We start from the raw sequence: 20,251 nt of genomic DNA, 5'->3' as shown, positions 1-20,251 counted from the left end.
TCACCTTTTCACAAACTGTCCACAGATTAGGTCAAAATGCGTGATTAAAATCACGTTTTTAGGAATGCTCTCCGAATATGATAAAGGTGTAGAAGCAAATACCAAATATCCAAGGGGGTATTATTCATGAGCAACAAAATTAAATTGTTGGTTGCATCGATAGTTGGAACTTCAATCATTTTATCTGGATGTGGTAGTAATCAGGAGGCGATGAAGGAGGAGAAAGTAGAAGCACAAACAGCTGGTTCTGAGTCGGGCCAAGGAGAAGTAATTGCTCCTCACAATGATCTTAACCAAGGACCCGTACCTTTAAAAGTAGAAAGGGTATCAGACAATGAAGTGAATGTTGAAATGACTGCTCAAATAACAGACATTGAAATTGACAAAGGGTATCTCTACAAAGCGTGGACCTTTAACGGTGAAGCACCGGGACCTGTTGTAGTTGTAAACGAAGGTGATACAATTAACTTTACACTAAAAAATATGGATCCGGCTATTCCACACAGCATGGACTTCCACGCAGTACATGCATCACCTTCAAAAGATTTCATTGATGTAATGCCTGATGAATCTGGAACATTCTCTTACCCAGCAAATAAGCCTGGAGTATTTATGTACCATTGCGGTACAAAACCAGTTCTGTCACACATCGCAAACGGTATGCACGGAACAATCATTGTAAAGCCTAAAGATGGTTATCCAACAGATAAAGAGATTGATAGAGAATACCTTATCATTCAAAATGAATGGTACAAATACAACGATTTAAATGACTTTACTAATGGTGTACCAAGCCAAGTCGTATTTTCTACTAAAGCCCTTAAAGAAGGAGATTTAAACACTAACGGCGATACATTTTCATTAAAAGAAACACCACTCCTTGCTAAAGTAGGTGACCGTGTAAGACTTTATGTTAATAATGTTGGTCCAAATGAAGTGAGCTCCTTCCACGTAGTTGGTACAATATTTGATGATGTATATATCGATGGTAACCCATACAACCATATGCAAGGCCTTCAAACTGTTATGCTTCCAGCCAGTGGTGGAGCAGTTGTTGAATTTACGGTTACTAAAGAAGGAACTTACTCAATCGTAACTCACCAATTTAACCATGCACAAAAAGGGGCAGTTGCATTATTAAAAGTTACAGCAGATGGTACAGATGATGGTAGTGAAACTGTTGGACATTAAAAAAAGACCCTATAAAAAAGTACACTAATGGCACCCTTTTATAAGGTCAACAAAAATTCGCTAAATAAAGTTTACCATAAAAATAGAAAAATAGCAGAAAAAGAATCTCAGAATATGAGATTCTTTTTCACTTTTATTGTGCTGTATAGCCCCCATCAATTACACATGCCTGACCAGTTATTCCTCTTCCATGTTCACTTGCTAAAAACATAGCGTAATTTGCAATTTCCTCAACCTCTAAAAGGCGCTTCTGTGGGACAAGGGGATAAATAACCTCCTCCAAAACCTTTTCCAAATCCACTTTTCGCGTCTTGGCTAAATCTGCAAGTTGATTCCTTACAAGTGGTGTATCGACATACCCAGGACATACTGCATTTACTGTAATTCCATGCTCAGCGCCTTCTAATGCAGCAACCTTTGTTAATCCTATTACCCCATGCTTTGCACTATTGTAGGCAGCTTTACCAGCAAAACCGATTAAACCATTTATGGAAGCCATATTAATAATCCGCCCAAATTTCTGTTGTTTCATAATTGGAAAAACATGCTTCATTGCCACAAATGGGGCAGTAAGCATAACGGATAATAATAGTTCAAATTTTTCTTTTGGAAATTCTTCAATTGGAGACACATGCTGCAACCCTGCATTGTTGATTAGACAATCAATTCTTCCGTATTCCGCAACAGTATTATTAATCATCTCAATAATTTCTAGTTCATTTGTGACGTTACATTTTAAACCAATCGCTTCATATCCTGCCTCCTGAAGCACTGATGCGGATTTTTTTACTGCCGACTCATCTACATCCGTTAACACAACACGTGCGCCATTCATAGCAAAGGTTTTCCCCATTTCAAATCCAATCCCTCGTGCTGCACCGGTAATTAAGATAACCTGATTTGTAAACATGACGTCCGTCCTCCTAAATCCCTAAACCTAAAGAAAATAAAATAATGGCAATGGCTAGCCCAATTAATGGAACAATTACTGTTAATGCACCAACCGCCCCATATGCATCCTTATGTGATTCTCCACATATCGAACGAACCGTTGTTACAACATAGCCATTATGTGGGAGTGAATCCAATGCACCTGATGAAATAGCCACTACCCTATGAAGTGCCTCTGTATTAACTCCTGCATCAACATAATGTGGTGCTAGTAATGGAAGTGCGATCGCCTGACCTCCAGAAGCTGAACCAGTCATTCCGGCAATGACACTAACTGCAATTGCTCCTCCAATTAAGGGACTACCTGGGATACTAGTCATCGCATCAACAGCAACCTCAAAAGCAGGGACCGCTTTTGCAACTCCTCCAAATCCAACAACAGCGGCAGTGTTGCCAATCGCAATTAATGCACCCATTGTCCCCTCTGAAAGTGCTTTATTAACCGATGTGAAATACTTTCGATTCAATAAATACGTTGAAATAACGCCACCTAATAACGCAATAATAAGTGCGGATTGAGCAAGTTTGTCATGAAAGAAAAACGAAATAAGAAGAACCACAGCTAACGGAATAAGTCCTGTAATCGGGTGTGGCAGTTCTTTATTTTCAACAATTGGGTCATTTTCTCTTGAAACGAAGGTTTCTCCATTTGCAACTGCCTTATTAATCATACGTTTTAACCACCAACCGCCAAAAATCATCATAAATATGGCGACAATAACACTTACTTCCCAGCCCGCTAGTGGAGATGTACCTAAATATTCAATTGGGATCCAGTTTTGAATTTCAGGAGAACCTGCGGATGTCATTGTAAATGTAACAGAACCGAAAGCTAATGTTGCAGGGATAAATCTTCTCGGTAAATTGGCTTCTTTAAATAGACTGATGGCCATTGGATAAACAGAGAAAGCAACAACAAATAAGCTTACACCGCCATAGGTGAGAACTGCACATGCTAAGACGATTGCAAAAATGGCAAATTTCATTCCTAATTTATCAACAATCCATTTTGACACACTATCAGCCGCACCACTATCCTCCATCACTTTTCCAAAGATGGCTCCTAATAGGAACATCAGATACCAAGACGTAACGAAACTTGAAAAACCACTCATATAATTGCCAACAAAGTTTGCTTCTCCCTCACCGGCTAACTGCGGAAACAGTGGTAGGCCACTTAAAACTGCTACAACTAGAGCACATAATGGCCCTGCAAGTAGTAAGTTCATGCCTCTCATTGTTAAATAAATGAGAAGCGCCAAACCGCCAACTAAACCAATCATACTGAGCATTTTATATCCCCCTTACTCAAATTTTTTTTGAAACAATGTCAATTAAATACAACAATTCTGTCTCCAATCCTATTTAATTCAGTAACCGTTTTCATTTTCCTTTTGACCTCTTTTTTGATTCGCTATATTTGACCTCCTTTTGATCATTTCAGTTTTTAAAGTTGCAAGTAGCATGCCAACATCAAAAAGGTCACTAAATCGCCATATTTTAATTTATTGTGCATCCTATCATTCCAGAATTCTGGAATGGTAGTTTCCTAGTTTTTTAGAAATTGAGTTTACATGGGCAAAAAAGAATTCCAGAAATCTGGAATAACGTTCCGGATTTCTGGAATTCACAATTCTATCTTTAGCTTTTTAAGTTTTTCATACATACTAGATTTACTTATCCCAAGTGCTTTGGCGGCCAATTGTTTATCGTCACTATACTTTTGTAATGTTTTCTCGAGCACCCTTTTTTCAGTATCCTCAAGAATTTCCTTTAAAGTTTTTTGGCCGATTAATAATTTGGGATCGTCAACTAAATATTCCGGTAACGAACTGATCTCTATTTTTTCCCCACTTGTTAAATGGATAGCTGCTTCTACTACATTTTCAAGCTCACGAAGATTTCCCGGCCACTGATGTTGGTTAAAAATATTCATTACCTCATCGTCAATTGCAGTAATTCTTTTTCCCGAACGCTTTGAAACTTTTTCAATAAAAAATTGGGTTAATGGACCAATATCTTCTGGCCTTTCACGTAGGGGCGGAATTCTGAACGGGATTACATTGATTCGGTAAAATAAATCCTCACGAAATCGATTTTCTTCAATCATCTGCTCCAAAGGTCGATTCGTCGCTGCAATCACACGAACGTCAACTGGGATAGGCTTTACTGCTCCCACTGGTTCGACTTCTTTTTCCTGGAGAACGCGTAATAGCTTTATCTGCATATTTAGTGGCATGTCACCCACCTCATCTAAAAAAATGGTTCCACCATGTGCAAGAACAAACTTGCCTTTTTTCCCACCCTTTTTTGCTCCAGTGAATGCTCCTTCTTCATAACCAAATAACTCTGATTCTAATAAATGCTCAGGGATTGCTCCACAATTAATTTTAATAAAAGGATTTTGACTTCTTTCACTCAGTTGATGAATACTGTGTGCGAACAATTCTTTTCCAGTTCCACTTTCACCTCGAATTAAAACAGAAATATCACCTGATGCGATATTTTTAACCTTTTCCTTCAATTCAATCACTTGCTTTGAAACCGATTTAATATCAGTTAACGTATATTTAGCCCCATTGTTTTCCTGCCAATCTTCAATATAGGTTTGAAGCTGTGACATTAAGCTTTTAATATGACTATTCATCTTATTTAATGCCTTAGTATCTTTAAAAATAACTGCTCCTACTGCCCCAACTATTGTCTGATCAGAGTATATCGGAATCCGATTTGCAATCATATAATTCCCTTTTATATAATGCGGACTGCCAATTTCCTCTTCTCCGGTTTGAACAACAATATGCATTCTTGTGTTTTCGATTACCTTTGTTACATGTGTACCAATTACCTCTTCCCGGTTTACTTCAAGGAAATCACAATAATTTTTATTCATGTACATAATTTTCCCTTGATGATCTACTACAACAATCCATTCATAAGCAGTGTCAATAATCGTTTCAAGAATTTTGTTTTTGAACTCAAAATCATTGTGATTAAACATATATTCCCAACACCCTCTTTATTCACCCTTTATATGTTCATCATATCATCTGAATAGGTATTCATTAAAGAGGATAAAAAAGACCTGATACAATTTTTTGTATCAAGCCTTTTTCATTATGCACTAATTACAACACTTGTTTTTTCTTTTAATTTTTTATCATAAATCATGGTGGTGAAGATGGATACGAACAATAATACCGCTAATACCGTAAATAACATGCTCATCCCCCATAAGTCAACAAGCATTCCACCGAGTACTGGTCCAATCATACGCCCGCCAGTGGCCATACTATTTACAATCCCTTGGTAAAATCCTTCGCGCCCCTTTGGTGCAAGATCGTTTGCAATGGTCGGTACAGCTGGCCATACAAACATTTCCCCAACTGTTAATATAATCATCGCAACTAGAAATCCACTAAATGAGCTTACCGTTGAAACAATAAGAAAAGAACAAATAAAAATAAGAATTCCGATAATAATTTGTTTTTTCAAGGATTTTGCAAATGATTTTATCGCCACATTCAGTAATGGCTGCCCGAGAACAATTAAGCCTCCATTTACTGTCCATAATAAGCTATATTGCTTTAATGTAATCCCGATGTCCTGTGTATAGCTTGAAATAGTGGCTTGCCATTGCACATAGGCCACCCAACATAAGACATAACCAATACAAAGAACTAATAACGCTGTTAATTTTGAGCGATTTTTAACCATTTTTGATTGTTCTAGTAGGTTTGATTGAGTAGCCTTTTCCGCATGAATTCCACGGTAACCAAACAAAGCCACTAAGAAAAATAGAATATACATAAATGTATTTGCCATAAAAATATAATCAAATGAATAAGATGCCACAAAGCCACAAAGCCCTGATCCAATCGCAACTCCTAGGTTTTGCGCGATATAAACGGCATTAAATGACTTTCTCCCACCTTCTGGCCAAACAGCTCCTGCCATGGCAAACATGGCTGGGAATACCATACCTGTACCAAGTCCAATGATTGTTAGGAAAATTACATAATGTGGCCATCCATGATAAAAGGTCAGTCCAATTAGAGCCACTAATGAAATCAAGATTCCTGTCAGGATTGATTTATAGCCACCAATTTTATCAAATAACATGCCACCTACTAAATTTCCAATAACGGTTGCACCCGCATTAATCATTAATACAAGACCTGCAACAGATAAAGATTTACCAAGATGACCATGAATGTAAATCGCGTTTAACGGCCATAAAAAAGATGAACCTGTGACATTAATGATCATTCCAATAATAATCATCCATAGCGCTCTCGGCATACGGGCACCTCCTTTAAATTCACGTATTTATCCATACCAAAAAATATTTTATTCCTTTCCTCTTGTTAATTCAATTTAAAAAAGTATTCGGATAAATGGACACAAAAACGGGATACCTCGGGAGAACGTGTAGCACAAGAACTAGTAACGGTACATGTTTAGGAAAATTCAGCGCTTGCCTGTACCGAAAGGGCGGTGTCACGTCACATGCTCGGGCAATTTCGCGCGCGAGCATGTACCGCAAGAGCGGTGTCACGGTACATGCTTAGGCAAATTTAACGCGTGCCTGTACCTCAAGGGCGGTGTCACAGTACATGCTCGAGCAATTTCGGCGTGAGCCTGTACCGCAAGGGCGGTGTCACAGTACATGCTCCGGCAATTTCGCCATAAGCCTAAACTTCAAAAACATTTTAAATGCGCGCTACTATAAATGGACACAAAAAACAAATCGACAAGCGAATTTCGCTTGTCGGTTTGTTTTTTATTCGGGACGTTGTTTTGATTTGATTGGTTGTCCCTTTTTTAGATAATTTTGCTTTGATTTTTTCACAGGATCAAAGTCCTGCCCGAACTCCAAATCATTGCTGTTTACACCGTTTTTTGTTTTTTGCTCTGGATTATTTTGTTTCGAACGCTTTTTCATGAATTCATCCCCTACATCTTATACTGTTGAATCACGTTTACATCCAAGGTCATATCATTTTGAAGTTGCTGTAATTGCAACCTCATTCGGTGCAATTGCTCTCGTTGCTGATCATTACAACTTTGTGCTAACTTTGCTAATTCATTAGTGGCTTCTTCCAATTGCATTTGAGCATCTGTATATTCCGTTGTATTATAATGCTCCTGTCTTCTAGCAGTCGTAATTTGTTCCTGAGCATTTCGGATTGAATCCTCACAGCGCTGTAAAAAGGCATCTACTGATTGTCGAGTAGCCATTCTTCCCCCTCCTACATTCGAAATGAGAAGCAAAAGCCTTCTCTCCTATAGTTTGTTCATCCTTCATTTCTTCTCTCATAAAGTTATTTCCAATTTATAAAGCCCCCACGCACACGAGATGGGTCAAAAAAGATGCTTGCCACATAAAGTGTGTTCTTAGTTTTTGATCTTCGAATTTCCATTTGAGTTCTTAAAAGCCCCCGTGCTAAAATTTACATAGCAGATTCTTATCTTAGTTAGGAGGGGCGATTTTATGCCTCAAGGAAATCCATTTTCATATTCAACAGATAATAAACGTTACCATACATGGAATTACCACCTCCGTCATACATTTGGACATAAAGTATTTAAAGTAGCCCTTGATGGAGGGTTTGACTGCCCAAACCGTGACGGAACAGTCGCACATGGTGGATGTACTTTTTGTAGTGTCTCAGGGTCAGGTGACTTTGCTGGAAACCGTGCAGACGATATACTTACACAATTCCATACAATTAAAGATAAAATGCACGAAAAATGGAAAGATGGTAAGTACATGGCATACTTCCAAGCGTTCACAAACACCCACGCACCTGTTGAAGTATTGCGTGAAAGGTTTGAACCCGTTTTAAGTCAAGAAGGAGTAGTCGGAATCTCTATTGCTACAAGGCCTGATTGTCTTCCCGATGATGTTGTCGAATATTTAGCAGAACTAAATGAAAGAACCTACCTCTGGGTTGAGCTTGGTTTACAAACTGTACATGAAAAAACAGCGCACCTTATTAACCGAGCACATGATTTTAAGTGTTATGTTGAAGGAGTAAATAAGCTTCGTAAACATAATATTCGGATTTGCTCCCATATTATAAATGGCCTCCCACAGGAAACAACAGAAATGATGATGGATACAGCTCAAGAAGTAGCGAAACTTGATGTACAAGGTATCAAAATTCATTTGCTACATTTGTTAAAAGGAACACCTATGGTGAAGCAATATGAAAAAGGACTATTGGAATTTCTCTCTTTTGATGATTATGTACAATTAGTTTGTGACCAACTCGAAGTTTTACCACCAGAAATGATTGTTCATCGTATTACCGGGGATGGTCCCATTGATTTAATGGTTGGGCCAATGTGGAGTGTGAATAAATGGGAGGTATTAAATACAATAGATGCCGAATTGAAACGTCGTGACAGCTATCAAGGAAAATTATATAAGAAGGTAGCAGAAAACGTATGAAATTAGATCGTATACTTCCATTTGCCCGTAAATTACTTAAACTTGCAGTTAGAGAAGGAGATTATGCAGTTGACGCTACAATCGGAAATGGTCACGACACAGCAATGCTTGCTTCTTTGGTTGGTGAAAATGGACAAGTTTTTGGCTTTGATATTCAAAAAGAAGCTATTGAAAACACAACCACTCGTTTAAAAGAGCAAGACCTGTTTGATCGCGTTCGTTTGTTTCACGAGAGCCATAGTCAACTTTTAGCGATGATTCCCACTGATGCCCGCAGCAAAATCGCAGGGGCAGTCTTTAATTTGGGATATTTGCCTGGAGGAAATAAGGAAATTGTTACAAAGGCTGATTCTACAATTGAGGCAATTGAGCAATTACTTACTGTCATGAAGCCTGAAGGTATTATAGTACTTGTTGTGTACCATGGTCATGAAGAGGGTGCAGTCGAACGAGATCAGCTGTTAGAATATTGTTCAACGCTGGACCAAACCAGCGCTCATGTATTAATGTACCGATTTATGAATCAAATGAACAATCCACCTTTTATTATCGCAATTGAAAAAAGATAGAGCCCAGACTGTTGAAAAACGCTCGCATACTTCGTTGCTTGCCTCCCTCGTCCGCTCATGAGGGCTACTTCTATTCGCGTCTTCGCTCAGCGGAGCGCCTTGTCTGACAAGCGTTTTCATAACAGTCTTGGAAGAATTCATCCATAACTTCACTTATGAAAAAAGATAGAGCCCCGTCGCTCTATCTTTTTCTTATTCAAACACATGTTGAAATCTACGGTAGGCTCGTCCATTTACATAAAAGAAAAAAGAAGTCTTCCCACCGAGTCTAATAATTTTCTTCGCAATTTTTAATACACTTCGTTGTGACCTTACCTTTTCATCTGATAGATATAGACCTAATAAACCCCTATTAATCATTCGGTGAAATTTTTCATTTGGTAACCCGGCTGTATGTTTATCTGCTTCGGTGATAAAGTGCTTAAGGCGATCTACCAATTCATTTTCATGTGGATAATAAAAACAGAAATTTAAGTCTCCACCTTTACGGTCCTCTTCTTGATCAATGAAATAATCAAGAAGGATGTGCAAGCCTTGGATATATGGAAAATACCCATTCCGAACTTTGTTGGCCATCTCCTCGTTGAATTCTTCATGAAAAGCGTAAGCAACTAAACAAAAAATCCCTAGTGTAGACCCTGAACAGGCTGAGAATTCATACCATTCCATGTTTGGCAAATCCTTTTGGTGATCTTTAAACCAATTCTCAAGTCTTGGAACTCGCTCTTCTACCTTTACATGTTTATGAACTTGTAAAGCACAATAATAACTTGCCAACTCCTGTAAATAATCAGCAATCTTATCATAATGATGAAGGTTGTGAAGAACATCCTGACAGGTTGTTACTAGGCTCTCCAAGTAACCCCCATCATCCTGTTCTTCTCGAAATTGATAATAGTTTTTTGTTGGACATCCTGGTCGTAAGGCATCTGGCATAGAATCATGTAACGAGCTAAAATCTAACGGATCAAGCGAGGTGCTTCGATCACAAAGATTATCTAGATAGTCACTAATCGTTTGATACGCAACGATAAATCGAATGCATTCCTCCATTTGTCCTTCTGATAATAAGGCGAGAATTGCTCCACCTTCACAGTGAAACGTTTTAGTTTGAATACTCGCTAATGCCTGTCTCCGAAGTTCCTCATTTGGAATAGCCTCCGCTTTCTTTTTCCAAATTGATAATTCACGATGTACAATCGGAAATACCTCACGATACACTTTCTTCATTAAACTAATCGGTTTTGTTGGTACCATCGATATCACCTCAATATTTAGGAACATTGAATATATGTACGATTTACGATAATTGTAAAAGTTGATACACTTACCATAAATGATTATTTATCGAATATCAAACGAAAGGATGTAACTATTATGATTTATCCATACAAAGGGAAATATCCTGAAATTGCCGACTCTGTATATATTGCGGAATATGCGACAGTTACTGGTGACGTAAAAATTGGTGAGGAAACAAACATTTGGTTTAATACTGTCATACGGGGGGATGTGGCACCGACCATTATCGGAAAAAGAGTGAGCATTCAGGATAACTCAACCTTGCATCAAAGCCCAAATAATCCTTTAGTTATTGAAGATGATGTCACAATTGGTCATCAGGTGATCCTACATAGCTCTATTATCCGTAAAAATGCGCTAATCGGAATGGGGTCCATTATTCTTGATGGGGCAGAGGTTGGTGAAGGGGCTTTTATAGGTGCCGGAAGCCTAGTTCCACAAGGCAAAAAGATTCCACCAAACACTCTTGCATTCGGAAGACCAGCTAAAGTTATTCGTGAATTAAATGATGAAGATAAAAAAGATATGGCCAGAATTCGCCGTGAATATGTGGAAAAAGGGCAGCATTATAAGGAATTACAAAAAGAAAAACGCGGTTAATCAAATACGCCTTGGCGTATTTACGCCCAGATTTTTTTGAGCTTGCTCAAAAAATTGCCCTTGAAAATCTATGGCATCCGCCGGAGGCTTTAACTTTATTCAGTCAAGTTTGATACTAAATTGGATAATCTATTTGCTTTCATCCAACCACTCATAGCATTTCAGCTGAATAAAGTTAAAAGCTCACCATTAAGGCGAGCTTTTTTCTTTCTTATTTTGCAGCTTGTGTTTTAAGCGCTTCTGCTTTGTCAGTACGCTCCCATGGTAAATCAAGATCATTTCTACCAAAGTGACCATATGCAGCGGTTTGCTTATAAATTGGACGACGTAGATCAAGCATCTTGATAATTCCAGCAGGACGTAAATCAAAATTATCACGAACCAATTCTACAAGTACATCCTCTGACACAGTTCCGGTTCCAAATGTGTCTACAGAGATAGAAACTGGTTGTGCAACACCGATTGCATACGCAAGCTGAACTTCACATTTATCCGCTAAACCAGCTGCTACGATGTTTTTCGCAACATAACGAGCAGCATATGCAGCTGAACGGTCAACCTTAGTTGGATCCTTACCCGAGAAAGCGCCACCGCCATGGCGTGCATAACCACCGTACGTATCAACAATAATTTTACGGCCAGTTAAGCCAGCATCCCCTTGAGGACCACCAATTACAAAACGGCCAGTAGGATTAATGAAATATTTAGTATTCTCATCAATTAGTTCACTAGGAACGACAGGGTTAATTACATGTTCTTTTAAATTACGTTGAATTTGCTCTAATGAAATTTCAGGATGGTGCTGGGTTGAAATAACAATCGTATCGATACGAACTGGATTGTTGTTCTCATCGTATTCAACAGTAACTTGAGTTTTTCCATCTGGACGTAAATATGGAAGAATCTCATCTTTACGTACCTTTGTTAGTCTGCGTGATAACTTGTGAGCTAATGAAATTGGTAGAGGCATTAATTCTTTTGTTTCGTTACAAGCATAACCAAACATTAATCCTTGGTCTCCAGCACCAATTGCTTCAATTTGCTCATCAGTCATTTGACCTTCACGTGCTTCTAACGCTTGGTCAACCCCCATTGCAATATCTGGAGATTGCTCATCAATGGATGTTAAAACTGCACAAGTTTCATAGTCAAATCCGTATTTTGCTCGTGTATAGCCAATCTCTTTAATCGTTTCACGGACAATCTTTGGGATATCTACATATGTAGAAGTTGTAATTTCTCCCGCAACAAGTACAAGACCTGTTGTGACAGAAGTTTCACACGCTACGCGTGCATTTGCATCACTTGCTAAAATCGCATCTAAAATAGAATCTGAAATCTGGTCACAGATTTTATCTGGATGTCCTTCTGTAACAGATTCTGAAGTAAATAAACGGCGTCTATTTGTCACAAACGCTTCCTCCTTTTCGGATTCAGAATCGAATAGTTCGAGTTCTGACATTCATTGATACGGTACTCATTCCCTTAGTATTGTTACCTTCACGATTTTCTATCCTATATTAAATGAACAGTTATCTACGATCAAATGTGCCTTGGCGTTTTTGCGCCCGATCTTTAGGCCGACACGATGTGGGTCATACAGACGGTTGCCACAGGAAGCGAAAAATTTCCGCTAAAAAATCGAGGCATCCGCCGGAGGCTTTAACATTATTCTGTTGGAATCGAACTCCGAGAATAATTTAAACACATATCACGCGTTAAGTAACATCAATAAAACCAATAAAGAATAAAAAACCTTTCCTACTATTTCGAGGAAAGGTTTATCGTTTATCCAGCCTTTCACTCTTATCGATCAAGGACATACCTTGCTCAGGTTAGCACCTTATCACTTTTTCGAATGTGGAGACCTACTAATAGGTTTCACTAAAAACCATTTGATATGTAAGAAAAGTGATGGTTGCCGGGTTTCATTGGGCCTGTCCCTCCGCCAGCTCGGGATAAGAGAGTATCCGTTCAATGACATATGATATCGCAGTAGTCCTTAAGGTGTCAACAGAATTCCGAAAAAAAACAAAGTCGAAGTGTGTCACACTATTTCCTCAATATTGACAAACTATAAAAGAATTATCGATTATAAAGGACTATTTTAGAATCTGCGCGCACTTTTTAATGATATGTTACGTAAAATACGTTAAATAGTATAGACTATTTTTATTAATGTGTTATACTAATTGTAAATTTGAGATAATTTATGGAAATTTAAAAATTAATAAAGGATGGTTTAACATGAATTCAGTTGAAGTTACAAATGAGCAGCTATTAGAATTAGTGAATGGAAAAAACGCACTTCATAACCTATCTGTTCCTATTTTAGTTGAAAAAGTACTATCTAGACAAGAGGGAATCCTTACTTCGACTGGGGCTATACGTGCGACAACTGGGAAGTACACCGGAAGATCACCTGAAGACAAATACATCGTAGAAGAAGCATCTACTAAAGATAGAATTGATTGGGGTAAGGTAAACAAACCAATTTCTGAAGAAGTATATGAAAAACTTTATACAAAAGTACTTTCATACTTAACAGAAAAAGATGAGATTTTCGTATTCAATGGATATGCAGGTGCAGACAAAAAAGTACGCATGCCAATCCAAGTAATCAATGAATATGCTTGGCATAACCTTTTCTCTCAACAAATGTTTGTTCGACCAACAGAAGAGGATCTAAATACACATCAACCTGAATTCACAGTTATTTGTGCACCAAATTTTAAAGCTGATCCTGAGGTAGATGGTACTCGCTCTGAAACATTCATTATTATTTCCTTTGAAAAACGAACAGTGTTAATCGGAGGAACTGAATATGCTGGAGAAATTAAAAAATCAATCTTCTCTGTGATGAACTATGTATTGCCTGAAAAAAATATTCTTTCCATGCATTGTTCTTCAAACGTAGGCCCTGAAGGTGACGTTGCACTATTCTTTGGTCTATCTGGAACAGGAAAAACTACTCTTTCAGCAGATCCAAAACGTCGTCTTATTGGCGATGATGAACACGGTTGGTCTAGCTCTGGCGTGTTTAATATTGAAGGCGGTTGCTATGCTAAATGCATCAACCTTTCTCGCGAGAAGGAACCACAAATTTTCGATGCGATTCGCTTTGGCTCTGTGTTAGAAAATGTGGTTGTAAATGAAGAATCCAGAATAGCTGATTATGATGATAATTCATTAACTGAAAATACAAGAGCTGCATACCAAATCGATAATATAGATAATATTATTGTTCCTAGTATTGCAGGTCATCCGAATACAATCGTATTTTTAACTGCGGATGCTTTTGGTGTTTTACCTCCTATCAGTAAACTAACTAAGGAACAAGCCATGTACCATTTCTTAAGTGGATATACAAGTAAACTAGCAGGAACAGAACGTGGTGTTACTGCTCCACAAGCAACATTCTCAACTTGCTTTGGATCACCATTCCTACCACTTCCTGCAACAGAATATGCAGAAATGTTAGGTAGAAAGATCGATGAACACAATGTTCAAGTATTCCTAGTGAATACAGGTTGGACTGGAGGAGAATATGGCGTTGGAAGCAGAATGAAACTATCATATACTCGCGCAATGGTTCAAGCTGCTTTAGAAGGCGAATTAAATAATGCTGAAACTGTGAAGAATGATATTTTTGGTCTGGAAATTCCAATTCATATTCCTGGGGTTCCTGATGATGTACTTCAACCATCAAAAACATGGGCGGACCAAAGTCAATACTATGTAAAAGCAAAAGAATTAGCTGTGAAATTCAAAGAAAACTTCAAGAAGTTCTCTAATGTTGCTAAAGAAATCGAATTATTGGGCGGACCACGCATTTAATATCAAATACGTTATCGTCTTGATCAGCCCTTTCAAGTAAAAGACGATCTTGCTAGAAGGTGCTTCCTTACCCTTTTGACGGATTGGCTTGTGACCTCGAACGTAATAGCGTTGGAGCTGGAAATAAAGGAAGCTCGAGGAAATTAGTCCTCGAGCTTTTTTGTATGGGGCTCCCTCGTTTTCATCCACTCCGTCAATCGTCTTACTGTTTCTCGATTTACATGTGGCGGAAAATAATGAGTGTATAGTGGAAAATACCAACTTTCTACCTCTTTTCCGAGTTCCTTTATTCTTTTTTCTAGTCGATATGCATGGTTAATAGAAACATTTTTATCTTTTTCACCATGAATAATAAGAACTGGAGCCTCCAGCATTTCAAGTTCGTATAATGGTGTTCTCCATTTATAACGCTCTGGATATTTTGTAGGTGTTCCTCCAATTACCCGCTTTAGCATTCGCCGTAAATCGTTTCGTTCCACATACGTTAGACTTAAATCACTCACACCACCCCATGTAACGAGTGAACAGATCCCGGGATGCTGAATGGCCGTAAGAAGGGCCATTACTCCTCCGCGTGAAAATCCAAAGACATGAATCCGGGTCGGGTTCACTTTTTCATGTTCCTCAAGCACTTTAAAAGCAGAAAATGCATCATATCTATCATGACCGGCGAAATCTTCATTACCATCACCACCCTGATTTCCACGATAAAAAGGTGCCATCACTACAAAACCTTCTGAAGCAAATTGGATGATGCGACCGATTCTGACCATCCCTACATTTTTTATTCCACCACGTAGATATAAAAAACCGTCATATACACCTTCTTCCTTTGGTTCAGCCAGATAACCTTTCACTTTTAGTCCTTTACTCCAATATGTAATTAAATAAAGATTGATTGCCGGATTGGGAGACGGGTATCTCTGTTTTTCAATAATAGTGCCTTCCACCATATTATCCATCCTCTCTACAACATGATTGTACAACCTTTACTTTAAATGTTCTAAAAAAACGCAAAAATAGGCATTCACACATTTTTGTCACGTTTCATATTCTATCTTAAGAAATTACTATAGTCGACAGATGAACTGTCAAGGAGGAATGAATACATGCGTCGTATTCTTGCAAGCCTTTTTGCTTTACTGCTTATTATTCCGTTAGCCGCTTGTAATAATGACCAGGTTCAAAAAATCCGTATAGCAGAGGTTACTCGTTCAGTGTTTTATGCACCGCAGTATGTAGCGATTACCGAAGGATTTTTTGAAGAAGAAGGCTTAGAAATTGAATTAACAACAGTACCAGGTGGAGATAAGACCATGACTGCGTTAATTTCTGGTGGTGCTGAGGTAGCCTTAGTAGGTTCTGAAACATCCATATATGTTGAGGCACAAGGCTCAACCGACCCTGTTATTAATTTTGCAGCTCTTACACAAACCGATGGTACATTCTTAGTCGCAAGAGAAAACATCGAAAACTTTAGCTGGGAGCAACTCAAAGATAGTACATTCCTTGGCCAACGTAAAGGCGGTATGCCACAAATGGTTGGGGAGTTTGTATTAAAAAAGCATGGAATTGACCCACATGGTGATTTGAATCTTATACAGAATATCGACTTTGCGAATATTTCTAGTGCTTATGCCTCTGGCACAGGAGAGTTCGTCCAGTTATTTGAGCCAACTGCAAGCCTTTTTGAAAAAGAAGGCCGTGGCTATATTGTAGCATCATTCGGTGAAGAATCTGGGAAGGTCCCATATACATCCTTTATGACAAAGCAAAGCTTTATTGATGAAAATGAAGAAGCTGTTGAAAAATTCACAAGAGCGATCTATAAAGCACAGCAATGGGTGGATTCCCATAGCCCAGATGAAATCGCAGAATCCGTTCAAGAGTTCTTCCCAGATACACCGCTTGATCTAATCACTTCTTCTATTGAACGTTACAAGAATCAAGGCTCTTACGCAACTAATCCTGTTTTATCAGAGGAAGCTTGGAATAACCTTCAAGACATTATGGATGAAGCAGGAGAATTACCAAAGAGAATTGATTACAACACACTTGTGAATACAAGTATTGCTGAAAAAGTAATTTCTAAATAAAGATGTTCAAAAAGTCCGGTGAAAATGACACATCGAATTTCTTCGTACATTGCTCAGAGAACACGATGAATAACTAGGTAATGCGCTGCTTGCGTCCACTCGTTCCACGAGGTCAATTCCTCAGCGAAAGGCTGCTGTGGAATTAACTCAAACAGTTGCGTCGCTCCGGTACTCGGGAGCTCGCGCTGCCTTGAACTTTCGACGCACAGGATGTGCAAGTGCCAGCAGGATAGGATATGAGACCGGCGCGGTCCTTTTCATCCTCCTTTTTGAACACATGTTAATAGGAGTGTTACTATGAGTTTTTTGTCAATAAAAGATATATACCATGTTTATTTTACAAAGGATTCTACAACGACCGCACTCGAGGATATTTCACTCACAATCGAGGAGGGAGAATTTATCTCTCTTCTCGGCCCTAGTGGGTGTGGTAAGACCACATTACTCTCTATTATTGCTGGATTATTAAAACCGACATACGGAGAGGTTTTGATCGAAGGTAAAAAGATTGAAAAAGCGAAATCAGATATCGGCTATATGCTGCAGCAGGACTACTTATTTCCATGGAAGACAATTGAAGAGAATATCCTTGTTGGCTTGCAAATCATGAACCAAGAAACAGAGCAAACAAGAAAAAAAACCTTAGATCTACTTGAAGAAATTGGCTTGAAAGGGGTCGAAAAAGCTTATCCGAAACAGCTCTCAGGAGGGATGAGACAAAGAGCCGCATTGGTTCGCACGCTCGCAACAAACCCAAAAATTCTTCTACTTGACGAACCATTCTCTGCACTAGACTTTCAAACGAAGCTGAAATTGGAGGACCTTGTATCGGAGACCTTAAAGGAATACCAAAAAACAGCCATTCTTGTGACACATGATATTGGTGAAGCCATTGCCATGAGCGACCGGATTTTCCTGCTTTCAAAAAGACCGGGTAAAATTGCAAAAGTCTTTGATATCCCAGAGAACTTACGCAATGAGACTCCATTTGATGCAAGACAACACCCAGAGTATTCGAATATTTTTCAGCAAATATGGGAGGAGTTAGATAAACTTGAAACAAAACCTGAACATTAATAACCTACACCATCTTTATCTCCAATCAATAAAAAAAGAGAAAAGACTAGTCCGATTTTATCAAATCCTAATTTTTATTGTCTTTTTCGGGTTCTGGGAAATTGCGAGTCGAAGCCATTGGATAGATCCTTTAATCTTCAGCGCTCCTTCAAAAGTTTGGAATCTATTCTTAGATAAAATAAATGATGGAAGTTTGTTTAACAATCTCGCTGTAACATTGTTTGAAACAGTGTTAGGATTTATTATTGGAACGGCCTTAGGGGTTATAATTGCCGCGCTATTGTGGTGGTCAGAACGTCTTTCAAACATTCTTGATCCGTATTTAGTCATTTTAAATGCGATGCCAAAAGTAGCATTAGGACCAATCTTAATCGTTGCCTTAGGTACCGGTTATGTGTCAATTATTGCAATGGGCGCAATAATTTCAGTTATTATCACGACCATTGTCATCTACACTTCGTTTAAGGAAGTCGATTATAACTACATCAAAGTACTTCAGACTTTTGGAGCAAATCGGAAACAAATCTTCCGCGATGTCATTCTCCCCTCATCTTTTCCAGCTATTATCTCCACATTAAAGGTTAACGTTGGATTGTCTTGGGTCGGAGTCATTGTCGGAGAATTCCTGGTTTCAAAGCAAGGCTTAGGCTACCTTATCATTTATGGATTCCAGGTATTTAATTTCACACTCATTTTCCTAAGTTTATTATTGATTGCCATTTGTGCAACACTCATGTACCAAGGAGTTGAACTCCTAGAGAGAAAACTAATAAAGGATTCTAAATAAAATGCTCATCTAGTATCAACTAGTGAGCTTTCTTCATTTTTAAGTATTTTTCTACATAGTCAAGGCTATGGGTTAAGACATCATCCTTCATGATGAAGCTAAATCTTCGGTCTGTTTTTACATTTCCTAGTGGAATTTCTTTCAGCAAGACAGGCCCTTTTGTTTCAAAATAAGTCTTTTTCTCAAGAAGGCGATCTATCTCAGCAAAATATATATTTTTAATAATCGTTTTCCCTTTTCCTATGACCTTATATTGACCAATATATTCGATTTCCTTAACCTCAGCACCCGTTTCTTCCATTACCTCACGAATCGCTGCAGCTTCAGGATTCTCTCCCTCCTCAACCTTTCCCCCTGGAAATTCGAGTCCTCGCTCAGAATGGTTTGTTAAAAGCCATTGATTCTGATATCGACAGATAACCCACACATGCTTCGGTTGGTCTGAAAAAGGATCCGGTGTAAACGATAAATTCACTTCATTATGATACATGTCTTGAAAAACAATCATTTTTTTATTCTCCAATATCGTTGTTTTTATTATTATGATAACATAAAAACAAGCCGCTTCATGTAGAAGTGGCTTAATCAATATTACCTAAAACATCAAGTATGCCTTGTGATTGTATGAAATCTTTTGCTTCCTGGTCTCCAAGTCGATAAATCATCTGAAAAACCTGAAGCATATTTGAGTCGTACTTATCATTCGATGAATCATTATGATATTCCACAAAAGGAACATGTGCACGTAAAAATCCTTCTACTTCGTTTGCATAATTCGAATCAAAAAGCTTTCGCAGTTGATGAATTTCCTCGTCCGTTGCTTCAATTTTATACTCCCAAGAAGACCCAGACTTTACTTGAGATATTTCCCCACTCCCTACAGCAATATAATAGGTTTTCTTTGACTGTTGTTCCACTATGGTCACTCCTAACAGTGATTTACGTTATTTTAGCTTTTTCCTCTCGTGTAAAAAATATTCAACATTCATTATGGCCTTTGCCTAAATTTCATTAAAATTAGTATCTTTTAAGACATTCCCCCATATACTAATTTCCAAGAAAACATGTGAAATAAGCATGCAAAGGGGAAAACACTTATGAAAATAATTGACGAAATTTATGAACTATATAGAGATAAATTAACAGGTGATGAAGAAGATGCGGACATCATTGCTTTTTCCGTGCTTGAACAATTTGAACGTGAAGATCTGATAGATCTTTTAAGAGATTTAACTGATCAAGAATTGCGAAACTTAGTTGGTTTCTACATGATAGAAAACCTTAAAGCAAAAATGGCACGTGATGGAATTGGTCAATCAAAAATGATGACGATTAATGAGTTGAGAGATATACATTAAAAGGATTGTCGCTCTGACAATCCTTC

General features: G+C 38.2%; 20 protein-coding genes and 1 riboswitch. Of the genes, 9 read left to right on the top strand and 11 right to left on the bottom strand.

Annotation, left to right across the window (positions count from 1 at the left end):
- Nucleotides 1–126 precede the first annotated feature (126 nt).
- Nucleotides 127–1,191, top strand: a complete 1,065-nt coding sequence (locus NST91_RS07200; RefSeq protein ID WP_341330589.1) for a multicopper oxidase domain-containing protein — start codon at nt 127–129, stop codon at nt 1,189–1,191.
- Between the two features lie 133 nt (nt 1,192–1,324).
- Here the strand turns inward: NST91_RS07200 and NST91_RS07195 are convergent, their stop codons facing one another.
- From NST91_RS07195 to NST91_RS07170, 6 genes are all read right to left on the bottom strand, one after another.
- Nucleotides 1,325–2,101, bottom strand: coding sequence for a 3-hydroxybutyrate dehydrogenase (locus tag NST91_RS07195; protein WP_341330588.1), 777 nt, complete (start codon nt 2,099–2,101; stop codon nt 1,325–1,327).
- A gap of 13 nt (nt 2,102–2,114) precedes the next feature.
- On the bottom strand, nt 2,115–3,434 hold the full coding sequence (locus tag NST91_RS07190) for a GntP family permease (RefSeq protein ID WP_341330587.1): 1,320 nt from the start codon (nt 3,432–3,434) through the stop codon (nt 2,115–2,117).
- A 335-nt stretch (nt 3,435–3,769) separates the two neighbouring features.
- A complete protein-coding gene (locus NST91_RS07185) occupies nt 3,770–5,143 on the bottom strand; it encodes a sigma-54 interaction domain-containing protein (RefSeq protein WP_341330586.1) in 1,374 nt (457 codons plus the stop codon).
- A 116-nt stretch (nt 5,144–5,259) separates the two neighbouring features.
- Complete coding sequence (locus tag NST91_RS07180) at nt 5,260–6,444, bottom strand: MDR family MFS transporter (protein ID WP_341330585.1); 1,185 nt, start codon at nt 6,442–6,444, stop codon at nt 5,260–5,262.
- A gap of 481 nt (nt 6,445–6,925) precedes the next feature.
- A complete protein-coding gene (locus NST91_RS07175; RefSeq protein WP_121447353.1) occupies nt 6,926–7,087 on the bottom strand; it encodes a glycogen biosynthesis protein GlgD in 162 nt (53 codons plus the stop codon).
- Nucleotides 7,088–7,098: 11 nt separating this feature from the next.
- On the bottom strand, nt 7,099–7,383 hold the full coding sequence (locus tag NST91_RS07170) for a YtzC family protein (protein WP_341330584.1): 285 nt from the start codon (nt 7,381–7,383) through the stop codon (nt 7,099–7,101).
- A 253-nt stretch (nt 7,384–7,636) separates the two neighbouring features.
- Between NST91_RS07170 and mnmL the strand changes: the two genes are divergently transcribed.
- Both mnmL and mnmM read left to right on the top strand, forming a co-directional pair.
- Nucleotides 7,637–8,599 (top strand): tRNA modification radical SAM protein MnmL/YtqA, encoded by a 963-nt coding sequence (gene mnmL / locus NST91_RS07165; protein WP_341330583.1) that lies wholly within the window; start codon nt 7,637–7,639, stop codon nt 8,597–8,599.
- Complete coding sequence (gene mnmM / locus NST91_RS07160; RefSeq protein ID WP_341330582.1) at nt 8,596–9,168, top strand: tRNA 5-(aminomethyl)-2-thiouridylate-methyltransferase MnmM; 573 nt, start codon at nt 8,596–8,598, stop codon at nt 9,166–9,168. The genes mnmL and mnmM overlap by 4 nt, the downstream gene beginning before the upstream one ends.
- 192 nt (nt 9,169–9,360) lie before the next feature.
- Here mnmM and tbcS read toward each other — a convergent pair whose 3' ends face one another.
- The gene (tbcS, locus tag NST91_RS07155) at nt 9,361–10,425 is read right to left on the bottom strand and encodes a tetraprenyl-beta-curcumene synthase (protein ID WP_341330581.1); all 1,065 of its coding nucleotides are present in this window, start codon (nt 10,423–10,425) and stop codon (nt 9,361–9,363) included.
- A gap of 120 nt (nt 10,426–10,545) precedes the next feature.
- Here tbcS and NST91_RS07150 point away from each other — a divergent pair, with 120 nt between their 5' ends.
- Complete coding sequence (locus tag NST91_RS07150; protein ID WP_341330580.1) at nt 10,546–11,070, top strand: gamma carbonic anhydrase; 525 nt, start codon at nt 10,546–10,548, stop codon at nt 11,068–11,070.
- Between the two features lie 211 nt (nt 11,071–11,281).
- On the opposite strand, the gene metK is transcribed toward NST91_RS07150, so the two are convergent.
- Nucleotides 11,282–12,481 carry a methionine adenosyltransferase gene (metK, locus tag NST91_RS07145; RefSeq protein WP_121447348.1) on the bottom strand — a complete coding sequence of 400 codons (1,200 nt, stop codon included), beginning with the start codon at nt 12,479–12,481 and terminating at the stop codon, nt 11,282–11,284.
- A 392-nt stretch (nt 12,482–12,873) separates the two neighbouring features.
- Nucleotides 12,874–13,035, bottom strand: a riboswitch (SAM riboswitch).
- Nucleotides 13,036–13,317: 282 nt separating this feature from the next.
- On the opposite strand from metK, the gene pckA reads away from it, so the two are divergent.
- Complete coding sequence (gene pckA / locus NST91_RS07140; RefSeq protein ID WP_341330579.1) at nt 13,318–14,907, top strand: phosphoenolpyruvate carboxykinase (ATP); 1,590 nt, start codon at nt 13,318–13,320, stop codon at nt 14,905–14,907.
- A 143-nt stretch (nt 14,908–15,050) separates the two neighbouring features.
- Here pckA and NST91_RS07135 read toward each other — a convergent pair whose 3' ends face one another.
- Nucleotides 15,051–15,860 carry an alpha/beta hydrolase family protein gene (locus NST91_RS07135; protein WP_440274321.1) on the bottom strand — a complete coding sequence of 270 codons (810 nt, stop codon included), beginning with the start codon at nt 15,858–15,860 and terminating at the stop codon, nt 15,051–15,053.
- Between the two features lie 156 nt (nt 15,861–16,016).
- Between NST91_RS07135 and NST91_RS07130 the strand changes: the two genes are divergently transcribed.
- The 3 genes from NST91_RS07130 (at nt 16,017) to NST91_RS07120 (ending at nt 18,867) form a co-directional block, all read left to right on the top strand.
- Nucleotides 16,017–17,003: an ABC transporter substrate-binding protein gene (locus tag NST91_RS07130; RefSeq protein WP_341330578.1), complete on the top strand. Its 987-nt coding sequence runs from the start codon at nt 16,017–16,019 to the stop codon at nt 17,001–17,003.
- A gap of 297 nt (nt 17,004–17,300) precedes the next feature.
- Nucleotides 17,301–18,080 (top strand): ABC transporter ATP-binding protein, encoded by a 780-nt coding sequence (locus NST91_RS07125; protein ID WP_341330577.1) that lies wholly within the window; start codon nt 17,301–17,303, stop codon nt 18,078–18,080.
- On the top strand, nt 18,058–18,867 hold the full coding sequence (locus NST91_RS07120; RefSeq protein ID WP_341330576.1) for an ABC transporter permease: 810 nt from the start codon (nt 18,058–18,060) through the stop codon (nt 18,865–18,867). The genes NST91_RS07125 and NST91_RS07120 overlap by 23 nt, the downstream gene beginning before the upstream one ends.
- Nucleotides 18,868–18,886: 19 nt before the next feature.
- Here the strand turns inward: NST91_RS07120 and ytkD are convergent, their stop codons facing one another.
- Nucleotides 18,887–19,375 carry an RNA deprotection pyrophosphohydrolase gene (gene ytkD, locus NST91_RS07115; RefSeq protein ID WP_341330575.1) on the bottom strand — a complete coding sequence of 163 codons (489 nt, stop codon included), beginning with the start codon at nt 19,373–19,375 and terminating at the stop codon, nt 18,887–18,889.
- A 73-nt stretch (nt 19,376–19,448) separates the two neighbouring features.
- A complete protein-coding gene (locus tag NST91_RS07110) occupies nt 19,449–19,787 on the bottom strand; it encodes a hydrolase (RefSeq protein ID WP_207899910.1) in 339 nt (112 codons plus the stop codon).
- A gap of 177 nt (nt 19,788–19,964) precedes the next feature.
- On the opposite strand from NST91_RS07110, the gene NST91_RS07105 reads away from it, so the two are divergent.
- Nucleotides 19,965–20,225 (top strand): DUF6154 family protein, encoded by a 261-nt coding sequence (locus tag NST91_RS07105; RefSeq protein ID WP_099351906.1) that lies wholly within the window; start codon nt 19,965–19,967, stop codon nt 20,223–20,225.
- Nucleotides 20,226–20,251: the final 26 nt, after the last annotated feature.

The sequence above is a fragment of the Ferdinandcohnia sp. FSL W7-1320 genome, assembly GCF_038050315.1.
GTDB classification, from domain to species: domain Bacteria; phylum Bacillota; class Bacilli; order Bacillales; family Bacillaceae_L; genus Ferdinandcohnia; species Ferdinandcohnia aciditolerans.
This window is presented reverse-complemented; position numbering and strand designations above follow the sequence as displayed.

Bases quoted from the DNA above. Each gene is read 5' to 3' on its own strand.
- NST91_RS07200 (WP_341330589.1), top strand. From the start codon at position 127: ATGAGCAACAAAATTAAATTGTTGGTTGCATCGATAGTTGGAACTTCA.
- NST91_RS07195 (WP_341330588.1), bottom strand. From the start codon at position 2,101: ATGTTTACAAATCAGGTTATCTTAATTACCGGTGCAGCACGAGGGATT.
- NST91_RS07190 (WP_341330587.1), bottom strand. From the start codon at position 3,434: ATGCTCAGTATGATTGGTTTAGTTGGCGGTTTGGCGCTTCTCATTTAT.
- NST91_RS07185 (WP_341330586.1), bottom strand. From the start codon at position 5,143: ATGTTTAATCACAATGATTTTGAGTTCAAAAACAAAATTCTTGAAACG.
- NST91_RS07180 (WP_341330585.1), bottom strand. From the start codon at position 6,444: ATGCCGAGAGCGCTATGGATGATTATTATTGGAATGATCATTAATGTC.
- NST91_RS07175 (WP_121447353.1), bottom strand. From the start codon at position 7,087: ATGAAAAAGCGTTCGAAACAAAATAATCCAGAGCAAAAAACAAAAAAC.
- NST91_RS07170 (WP_341330584.1), bottom strand. From the start codon at position 7,383: ATGGCTACTCGACAATCAGTAGATGCCTTTTTACAGCGCTGTGAGGAT.
- mnmL (WP_341330583.1), top strand. From the start codon at position 7,637: ATGCCTCAAGGAAATCCATTTTCATATTCAACAGATAATAAACGTTAC.
- mnmM (WP_341330582.1), top strand. From the start codon at position 8,596: ATGAAATTAGATCGTATACTTCCATTTGCCCGTAAATTACTTAAACTT.
- tbcS (WP_341330581.1), bottom strand. From the start codon at position 10,425: ATGGTACCAACAAAACCGATTAGTTTAATGAAGAAAGTGTATCGTGAG.
- NST91_RS07150 (WP_341330580.1), top strand. From the start codon at position 10,546: ATGATTTATCCATACAAAGGGAAATATCCTGAAATTGCCGACTCTGTA.
- pckA (WP_341330579.1), top strand. From the start codon at position 13,318: ATGAATTCAGTTGAAGTTACAAATGAGCAGCTATTAGAATTAGTGAAT.
- NST91_RS07135 (WP_440274321.1), bottom strand. From the start codon at position 15,860: ATGGTGGAAGGCACTATTATTGAAAAACAGAGATACCCGTCTCCCAAT.
- NST91_RS07130 (WP_341330578.1), top strand. From the start codon at position 16,017: ATGCGTCGTATTCTTGCAAGCCTTTTTGCTTTACTGCTTATTATTCCG.
- NST91_RS07125 (WP_341330577.1), top strand. From the start codon at position 17,301: ATGAGTTTTTTGTCAATAAAAGATATATACCATGTTTATTTTACAAAG.
- ytkD (WP_341330575.1), bottom strand. From the start codon at position 19,375: ATGATTGTTTTTCAAGACATGTATCATAATGAAGTGAATTTATCGTTT.
- NST91_RS07105 (WP_099351906.1), top strand. From the start codon at position 19,965: ATGAAAATAATTGACGAAATTTATGAACTATATAGAGATAAATTAACA.